The sequence below is a fragment of the Cellulomonas sp. EB106-03-03-XG116 genome (assembly GCF_058792015.1).
On record NZ_JBYTEP010000089.1, the window covers coordinates 1 to 8,601 of the forward strand.

Consider the following 8,601-nt stretch of genomic DNA (forward strand, 5'->3'; position numbering starts at 1 on the left):
GAGGCCGCCGAGCAGGGGGGTGCCGACGTTGGCGACACCCCGTCCCATCACCCCGACCTGGCGGGGTGGAACCGGCTGCTGGCCGAGTCCGAGCGGCTGCACGCGCGTGGGCGGGCGCGCGTGCGCTCGACTGTGACCGGCCTCCCGCTCTTCGTCCTGGTCGTGTCGTTGCACGCCCTGCTGCCCCGGGACCCGCACGGTTCGCCGGCCAATCGGCCCGTCGGGTCGGAGCTCGGGGTGGTGGTGATCGCGGTGTTCGTGGTCTGGGGGGTCGCTCCGATCTGCATGGCGCGGTGGGTGCGTTCGGGGGAGCGGCGCGGCTGGCTCCGGGGGGCGTTGCTGGGTCAGCCGGTGCTGGCGGTGGTGTGGTTCGGATTGGCGATGGAGGCGTACGACGCGTTCGACGCTGCGCACCCCAGCTGGACCTCGAACCTGCAGCACTGGCTGGGGTTCGACCCCCAGACCAACACCGGGCTCCGCTACCTGGTGGCGGCGGCCGTCGTCGTGCTGCTCGTCGCGGCCGCCGTGTGGGAGGTGGTCGCGGTCGAGCGGGACGTGCGGCGTCTGGACGTCCTGGGCGGGGTGCCGGACTGCCCGCGCCGCCCGGGCGTGACCTGTCTGACGTGGTGCGACTGTGAGCGGTGAGGCGGGGTGGAACGCGCTGCTGGCGGAGTCCGAACGGCTCCGCGCCCGCCGGCGCGCCCGGGGGCGGGCCGCCGTGACCAGCCTGATGGTGCTGATCCTGTGCGTGTCTCTGGCTCTCCTGCTGCCCCGGGACCCGCACCGTCTGCCGCCCCACCGGAACGCCGGCTGGTATCTCGTGGTGGGGGACATGGCGGCGTTCGCAGCATGGGCAGTCGCTCCCGCCTGCATGGCGCGGTGGCCGCGTTCGGGGGAGCGTCACGGGTGGCTCTGGGGGGCGGTGCTCGGTCAGCCGGTGGTGGCGCTGGCCTGGTTTGGGGCGGCCGTGACGGCGCACGATGTGTTCGACCTCGCGCACCCGGGCTGGCTCTCGATCGTCGAGCAGCTGCTCGACGTCGACCGCGAGGCCAACACCGTGCTGCGCTACCTGCTCTCGGCGGCGGTCGTCGTGGTCCTGGTGCTGGCGGCGGCCTGGGAGGTGTACGCGGTCCACCGGGACGTACGGCGCCTGGACGCGCGGGGCGGAGTGCCGAACTGCTCGCGCTGCCGGGGTCCGGCCTGTGTCACGTGGTGCGCCGGCCGGTGAGAGCCGACCGCGCGGCCGCCCTCAGAGCCGGTCGGCCAGCTCCGTCAGCGTCTCCGACGCCCCCGCGTCCAGGGTCAGCGTCGCCAGCGGGTCACCGCTGGCTGGGGTTCGACCCGCAGACCAACACCGGGCTGCGCTACCTGGTGGCGGCGGGCGTCGTCTTGCTGCTGGTCGCGTCCGCCGTGTGGGAGGTGGTCGCGGTCGAGCGGGACGTGCGGCGTCTGGAGGCGCTGGGCGGCGTGCCGGACTGCCCGCGCCCTCCGGGCACGGCCCGCCTCACATGGTGCGACCGTGAGCAGTGAGGCGGGCCGGAACGCGCTACTGGCCGAGTCCGAGCGACTCCGCGCGCGTCGGCGGTCCCAGGTGCGCTCAGGCGTGACCGGCCTTCCGCTCTTCGTCCTGGTCATGTCCCTGGCTCTCCTGCTACCCCGGGACCCGCACGGCTCGGTGTCCAACCGGCACGCCGGGTGGCAGCTCGGGGTGGTGGCGATCGCGATGTCCGCGATCTGGGGAGTTGCTCCGGCATGCATGGCGCGGTGGCCGCGTTCGGGAGAGCGCCGCGGGTGGCTGTGGGGGGCGCTGGCGGGTCAGCCGGCGCTGGCGCTGGTCTGGTTCAGCCTGGCGACGGCGGCGCACGATGCGTTCGACGTCGCGCACCCGAGCTGGCTCTCGATCTCCCAGCAATGGCTGGGCTTCGATCGGGAGTCCAACACGGGGCTGCGCTACCTGGTCTCGGCGGCGGTCGTCGTGGTCCTGGTGCTGGCGGCGGCCTGGGAGGTGTACGCGGTCCACCGGGACGTACGGCGCCTGGACGCCCTGGGCGGGGTGCCGGACTGCCCGCGCTGCTCGGGCTCGGCCTGCGTGACGTGGTGCGTCGGCCGCTGAGGTGCGACAGCCCGGCACCGTCCGGGCCGCGCCCGCCCTCAGAGCCGGTCGGCCAGCTCCGTCAGCGTCTCCGACGCCCCGGCGTCCAGGGTCAGCGTCGCCAGCGGGTCACCGCGGGTGGCGCCGCGGTTGAGGATCACGACCGGCTTGCCCTCCTCGGCCGCGTGCCGCACGAACCGCAGCCCGGACTGGACCGTCAGCGACGACCCCGCGACGAGCAGCGCGTCCGCCTCGTCGACGAGCGCGTACGCCTCCGCCACCCGGGGGCCGGGCACCGTCTCGCCGAAGTAGACGATGTCCGGCTTCAGCATCCCGCCGCAGGGTCCGTCGCCGCCGTCGGGGTCGGGCTGCCAGCAGTCGACGACCCGGAAGTGCGAGGTCTGCTCGATGACGGCGTCGGCGTCGGGCGCGATCTCCACGTCGCCGACGGCGCCGACCGACTCGGCGAAGCCGGGGTTGGCCGCCTCCAGCCGCTCGGCGAGCTCGGCGCGCGTCACGGTCCGGTGGCACCGCAGGCAGATCACCCGGTCGTACCGGCCGTGCAGGTCGATCACCCGGCGCGAGCCCGCCTGCTCGTGCAGCAGGTCGACGTTCTGCGTGATGACGCCGAGCACGACCCCGTGCGCCTCCATCGACGCCAGCGCGCGGTGCCCGGCGTTGGGGTGCGTGCGGTGCACGTAGCGCCAGCCGACGTGGTTGCGCGCCCAGTAGTGCCGACGGAAGCCCTCGTCGCCGACGAACTGCTGGTACGTCATCGGGTTCCGCGGCGGGGAGTCCGGCGACCGGTAGTCGGGGATGCCGGAGTCGGTCGACAGGCCCGCCCCGGTGAGCACGGTGAGCCGGCTGCCGCGGAGCAGCCGGACCGCGTCGTCGACGGTCCCCGGGTTCGGCCGGACGGCGTCGTGGAGGGGGATCGGCAGGCGCGGGGGTGTCACGTGCACCACGGTACGACTCCCGATGCGGGAGTTCCGCCTCGCATCCGGTACTGTTCTGGCCCGAGGTAGCGTGTCCGAGCGGCCTAAGGAGCACGCCTCGAAAGCGTGTGTGGGTGAAAGTCCACCGTGGGTTCAAATCCCACCGCTACCGCTCGACGAGAGCCCCGCCGGTGTCCGGCGGGGCTCTCGTGCTTCCCCGGGCAGGCCGCGTCACCCCACCGCGACCGGCAGCCCCTCCGCCGCCGTCCACTCCGACAGCGACCCGTCGTACACGGCGACCTCCGCCCCCGACACGACGTACGCCGCGAACGCCGGCAGCGTCGCCGCGATCCCGCCCCCGCAGTACGTGACGGCCCCCTCGGCGTCGAGCAGCCCGCCCGCCTCCAGGCGCTCACGCAGGTCGTCGAGCGGCAGGAACCGGCCGGTCGCCGGGTCGAGCAGGGTGAACAGGGGCAGGTTCACGCTGCCCGGGATCCGGCCGCGCCGGGCGTAGGTGCTGACCTCCTGGTCGCCGCGGAACGTCGCCGGGTCGAGCGCGTTCACGAGCAGCCCGGGTGCCGCGCCCGAGGAGATCCGCTCGACCTGCGGCAGCGTCGCGAGCAGCTCGGGGCGCTCCCGCGGGGTCAGGCTCGCGGCGCCGGCCCGTGCGGCGTCGTCGTCGGCCGCGCCGGAGGCCGTGCCGAAGCCGGCGGCCTGCCACCCGGCCAGCCCGCCGTCCAGCACCGAGACCCGGTCGTGGCCCAGGTAGCGCAGGAGCCACCAGACCCGCGTCGCCCAGGCGGAGCCGACGGTGTCGTAGACGACGACGTGGGTGTCGTCGCCGACGCCCAGCGCGCCGAACGCCGCGGCCAGCGCCCCCGGCGACGGCAGCGTGAACGGGAAGGGGCCCGCGGGGTCGGACAGCTCGCCGGTGACGTCGACGAAGGCGGCGCCCGGGACGTGGGCCGCGAGGTACTGCTCGCGCAGCGGCCCGGCGGTGTACGGCTCGCCCTCGCCGTGCGTCACCAGGGAGGTGGACGCGTCGAGCACCACCGGGCGGCCGGCGGGCGCCTCCAGGGCGGCGGCGAGCGCCTCGGGGCTGACGAGGGCGGGGAGTGCGGGGGCCATGGGTCCTCCTCGGGGTGCGGGCCGCGAGCGCGGTGCTCGCGACGCTACGTCCGCCCGCGCGGCGCCCGACAGGCGTGGCCCAGGCACCGGACGTGTGTGACGCGGGCGGGTCCGGGCCGCGCGGGGCGCCGCGGTAGCGTGTGCCGGACCACCCCGCCCGGACCTGCGCCGACGCCGACCCGGGCCCGACGATCGGAGCAGCACGTGGCCAGCCGAGCGCCAGGCATGGTGGACGTCGCCCGGGTCGCGGGCGTCTCGCACATCACCGTGTCGCGCGTGCTGAACGGGCACCCCTCGGTGCGGCCCGAGACGCGGGCGCGGGTCGAGGCGGCGATCGCGGAGCTGGGGTACCGGCGCAACACGGTGGCCCGGGCGTTCAAGAGCGGCCGGACGTCGACCATCGGCGTCGTGCTGGCCGGCTCCGAGCTGCACGAGCTGCCCCGCGTGCTCGGCGGGTTGGAGACCGCCGCCCGCGCGGCGGGGTACTGGCTGAACCTGGCGAGCTTCCAGGGGCGCGACCCGGCGGAGTTCACGGAGACGGTGCAGCGGGTCGCGGACCAGGCGGACGCGGTCGCGATGATCGCCGACCGGCCGGTGGTCCTGGACGCGCTGCCGGCGCTGGTGACGCGGGTGCCGATGGCCGTCGTCATGTCCGGCGACGTGCCGAACGACCGGATCGCGTCGGTCGAGATGGACCAGGACCTCGGCGCGCGGCTCGCCGTGCGGCACCTCGTGGGGCTGGGGCACCGGGAGGTCGCGCACCTGAGCGGCAACCTGCGCACCTGGGACGCGCGGGCGCGCGTCGAGGGCTGGGAGCGCGAGCTGGCGGCGGCCCCGGGTGTCGCCGGCGAGCTCCTCGAGGGCGACTTCACCGCCGCCAGCGGCTACCACCTGGCGCTGGCGCTCGCGGACCGTCCCGAGGGGCCGCCGACGGCGGTGTTCGCCGGCAACGACCAGATGGCGATGGGCGTGCTGGCGGCGTTCGCCGAGCGCGGGCTGCGGGTGCCGGACGACGTGTCGCTGGTCGGGTTCGACGACCAGGTCGGCTCGGACTACCTGGTCCCGGCGCTCACGACGCTGCGCCAGGACTTCCACGCGCTCGGGACGAACGCGGTCGAGGGGCTGCTCGCGCTGCTGCGCGGGGAGCCGCCGCACCACCGGCTGCTCGCGCCGGAGCTGGTCGTGCGGCGGTCGACCGCCGCCCCGCGTTGAGCGGCGGTCAGCCGGGGAGCCCGGCGAGGGCCGGGTCGCCGACCGGCGCCCCCGCCTCGTCCCCGGCGCCGCCCGACGGCGTGGCGCCCGGCTCGTAGGCGACCTGCTCGACGACCGCCTGGGCGCCGGTCGGCTCGTCGTCGGCGTGGGCGTAGACCCCCAGGTGCACGCCGAGGAAGCCGCCCGCCGCCTCGGTCGCGAACGCGGTCCGGGGCACCTCCCCGAGCGCGCGCAGCTCGCCCCCGGGGAGGGTGGCGGCGAACCGGTAGGCCTGCTCGTCCCCGGTGACGGCGAGCTCGACGGGCCCGGCGGGGACCGCGACGGTGCCGAGCTCCGCCACCGCGTCGCCGGTCCGCATCCGCAGCCGTGCCTCGGGTCGTCCGTCGGCACCCGCCGACAGCGCGAGGGTCGCCACGCGCTGCTGGTGCAGCAGCACGGCGAGCCCGGCCTCCTCGCCCGACGAGGTGGTGGCGAACCGCAGCCGGCAGGTCGCCCGGAACCGGACGTGCTGCTGGCGGCGCGCCACGAAGGCGGGAGTCCCGGTGCCGTGCAGCGGCTCGGGGGACGGCGTCAGCTCGAGGGCCGCGCCGCCGTCGGCGCCGGTGACCCGGCGCACCAGGTGGTCGACCGGCCCGCGCAGGCTGGACCAGCCCTGGGCCGCGAGGGGGTCGCCGAGGGCGAGCGCCTCGGCGCCGGGGGCGTCGACCGCGGCCCCGCCCGGGCTCGCCGCCCCGTCGCCGACCCCCGCCCCGCTCTCCGTCGTCCCCGCCAGCGGCACCGTCCCGGTCCCCGGCGCGAACACCGGCCCGCGCTCCGTCCACTCCACGGGCACGAGGAAGGCCTCCCGCCCGAGCGTGTGCGCCCCGTCGACCGGCCGCACGCCCAGCGTCAGCGCCCACGTCGCGCCGTCGGGGGTGTCGACGAGGTCGGCGTGCCCGACGTTCTGCACCGGGTGCCCGGGCCCGAGGTGCCGGTGGGTGAGCAGCGGGCTGCGCGGGTCGGTCACGTACGGGCCGGTGACCGCCGGTGCCGAGGCGGCGGTGACCGCGTGGTTCCGCTCCGTGCCCCCCTCCGCCGCGATCAGCCAGTAGCGGCCGTCCCGGAGGTACAGGTGCGGGCCCTCGACCCACGCCCCGCGCAGCGCGCCGTGCCACAGCACGTGCTCCGGGCCGGTGAGGCGCAGGGTGGCGAGGTCGAGCTCGCGCAGCCACAGCTCGGCGGGCCCGGTGACGGCCGGCTCGGGCGCGTCCCGGGTGGCGGTGAACCAGCAGCGCCCGTCGGCGTCGACGAACAGCGAGGGGTCGATCCCCTCCGCCTCCAGCGGCACCGGGTCGGACCACGGGCCGGTCGGGTCGGTGGCGGTCGCCACGAAGGTCGACGCCCCACGGCGCCCGCGGGCCACCGTCGCGACCACGTAGAACACCCCGGCGTGGTGCCGGATGGTCGCGGCCCAGACGCCGTCGTTGACGTCGAGCCCGGCCAGCGGCGCCTGCTCGGGCCGGGTGAGGACGTGCCCCACCAGCTCCCAGGTCACGAGGTCGGTGCTCCGGTGCACGGGGATCCCCGGGAAGTACCCGAACGACGAGGTGACCAGGAAGTACTCCGCCCCGACGCGCACGACGGAGGGGTCGGGGTGGCACCCGGGCAGGACGGGGTTCTGGAACGCGGGCACGAGGGCTCCCCGGAGGTCGGAGGGGTGAGGTTGACAGGATGACAACGTTAACATCACGATAGGCGCAGCCCCGGGGCGCCCGCTCGAAGCGGAGCGGCGGACCGGGTCCCCTCGTCGAAGGAGATGTGGACATGCACGCTGCAGGAACACCGGCGACCGGCGCGCGGCGGCCGCGGCGGAGGCGCACCGCCCTGATCGGCGCCCTCGCGCTGGTCCCGGCGCTCGCCCTCGCCGCGTGCTCGTCGTCCGGCGACGACGCCGCCGGGTCCGACGGGCCTGTCACCCTCGAGTTCTGGACCTACTCGCTCAAGGGCACCGACCCGGAGGCCCAGGCGATCGTGGACCGCTACCACGAGCTCAACCCGGACGTGACGGTCAAGCTCTCCGAGGTCGGCGGCACGGCCGAGACCTCGTCCAAGCTGCTCGCCGCGGACCGCGCGGACACGGCCCCCGACGTGGTGCAGGTCGAGTACCGCGCGCTGCCGTCGCTCGTCGTGTCCGGCGTGGTCAAGGACATCACCGACGACGTCGCGGACGTGCGGGACGGCGTCGAGGACAACATCTGGGACCTGACCACGTTCGACGGCCAGGTGTACGGCGTCCCGCAGGACATCGGCCCGATGATGCTCACCTACCGCGCCGACCTGTTCGCGCAGTACGGGGTCGAGGTGCCGACCACCTGGGAGGAGTACGCCGCGGCCGCCGAGGCGATCCACACCCAGGACCCGTCGGTGTACATCGCCTCGTTCTCGCCGACGCAGTTCGAGTTCTTCGCGTCGGTCGCGGCCCAGGCCGGCGGCGAGTGGTGGAGCAACGACGGCGACGCCTGGTCCGTCGGCATCGGCGACGAGCCGTCGCTCGAGACAGCCGACTACTGGCAGGACCTCGTCGAGCGCGACCTCGTCACCGTCGAGCCGCTGCTGACCCCGGAGTGGAACGCCAAGGTCAACGACGGGAAGATCCTCAGCTGGGCCGCCGCGGCCTGGGCGCCGAGCGTGCTGTACTCGGTCGCCCCGGACACCGCCGGGCTCTGGGAGGCGGCGCCGCTGCCGCAGTGGACCGCCGGCGACGCGTCCGTGCCGTTCCTCGGCGGGTCGACGTACCTGGTCCCGGAGAAGTCCGAGCACGCCGCGGAGGCCGCGGCGTTCGCCGCCTGGCTGTCCGCCACGGACGAGGGCTCGAACCTGCTGCTCGGCCTCGACCTGCTGCCCGGCGGCACCGCCGGCCGCGAGGCGACGCTGACCGCGGAGCCGCCGATGCTCATGCCGCAGCAGACCGACTTCTGGCAGGTTGTCGACCAGGTCGTCGCGGACACCACGATCCCCGTCACCTGGGGGCCGGACGTCAACGTCGCGCAGAGCGCGTTCGGGGACGCGCTCAACGAGGCCGCGCTGAACGGCGGCTCGTTCCGCGACGTGTTCACGGCCACCCAGGAGACCATCGCGGCCGACCTGGAGAAGTCCGGCTTCACCGTCGCCGACTGACCCCGGGGGGGGGGGGGGGGGGGGGGGGGGGGGGGGGGGGGGGGGGGGGGGGGGGGGGGGGGGGGGGGGGGGGGGGGG

At 75.7% G+C, this 8,601-nt stretch carries 8 protein-coding genes and 1 tRNA gene; 6 read left to right on the forward strand and 3 right to left on the reverse strand.

Translation table 11 applies throughout. From position 1 onward, the window contains the following. The 3 genes from AC3WUG_RS18800 to AC3WUG_RS18810 form a co-directional block, all read left to right on the forward strand. A partial coding sequence (locus AC3WUG_RS18800) for a hypothetical protein (protein WP_492329061.1) occupies positions 1–645 on the forward strand: 645 nt, incomplete at its 5' end. Positions 646–718: 73 nt separating this feature from the next. Then, the gene (locus AC3WUG_RS18805) at positions 719–1,228 is read left to right on the forward strand and encodes a hypothetical protein (RefSeq protein ID WP_492329062.1); all 510 of its coding nucleotides are present in this window, start codon (positions 719–721) and stop codon (positions 1,226–1,228) included. A gap of 405 nt (positions 1,229–1,633) precedes the next feature. Continuing rightward, positions 1,634–2,113, forward strand: a complete 480-nt coding sequence (locus AC3WUG_RS18810; protein ID WP_492329063.1) for a hypothetical protein — start codon at positions 1,634–1,636, stop codon at positions 2,111–2,113. A 38-nt stretch (positions 2,114–2,151) separates the two neighbouring features. Here the strand turns inward: AC3WUG_RS18810 and AC3WUG_RS18815 are convergent, their stop codons facing one another. After that, entirely contained in the window at positions 2,152–3,048 is an 897-nt protein-coding gene (locus AC3WUG_RS18815; protein ID WP_492329064.1) for a Sir2 family NAD-dependent protein deacetylase, read from the reverse strand. Positions 3,049–3,112: 64 nt separating this feature from the next. Here AC3WUG_RS18815 and AC3WUG_RS18820 point away from each other — a divergent pair. Further along, a tRNA-Ser gene (locus AC3WUG_RS18820) sits at positions 3,113–3,199 on the forward strand. A gap of 59 nt (positions 3,200–3,258) precedes the next feature. On the opposite strand, the gene AC3WUG_RS18825 is transcribed toward AC3WUG_RS18820, so the two are convergent. Further along, the gene (locus tag AC3WUG_RS18825; protein ID WP_492329065.1) at positions 3,259–4,155 is read right to left on the reverse strand and encodes a sulfurtransferase; all 897 of its coding nucleotides are present in this window, start codon (positions 4,153–4,155) and stop codon (positions 3,259–3,261) included. Positions 4,156–4,359: 204 nt separating this feature from the next. Here AC3WUG_RS18825 and AC3WUG_RS18830 point away from each other — a divergent pair, with 204 nt between their 5' ends. Continuing rightward, positions 4,360–5,367 carry a LacI family DNA-binding transcriptional regulator gene (locus AC3WUG_RS18830; RefSeq protein ID WP_492329066.1) on the forward strand — a complete coding sequence of 336 codons (1,008 nt, stop codon included), beginning with the start codon at positions 4,360–4,362 and terminating at the stop codon, positions 5,365–5,367. Between the two features lie 7 nt (positions 5,368–5,374). On the opposite strand, the gene AC3WUG_RS18835 is transcribed toward AC3WUG_RS18830, so the two are convergent. After that, positions 5,375–7,039 carry a glycoside hydrolase family 43 protein gene (locus tag AC3WUG_RS18835; RefSeq protein ID WP_492329067.1) on the reverse strand — a complete coding sequence of 555 codons (1,665 nt, stop codon included), beginning with the start codon at positions 7,037–7,039 and terminating at the stop codon, positions 5,375–5,377. A gap of 131 nt (positions 7,040–7,170) precedes the next feature. On the opposite strand from AC3WUG_RS18835, the gene AC3WUG_RS18840 reads away from it, so the two are divergent. Beyond that, complete coding sequence (locus AC3WUG_RS18840; protein ID WP_492329068.1) at positions 7,171–8,523, forward strand: ABC transporter substrate-binding protein; 1,353 nt, start codon at positions 7,171–7,173, stop codon at positions 8,521–8,523. Positions 8,524–8,601 lie beyond the last annotated feature (78 nt).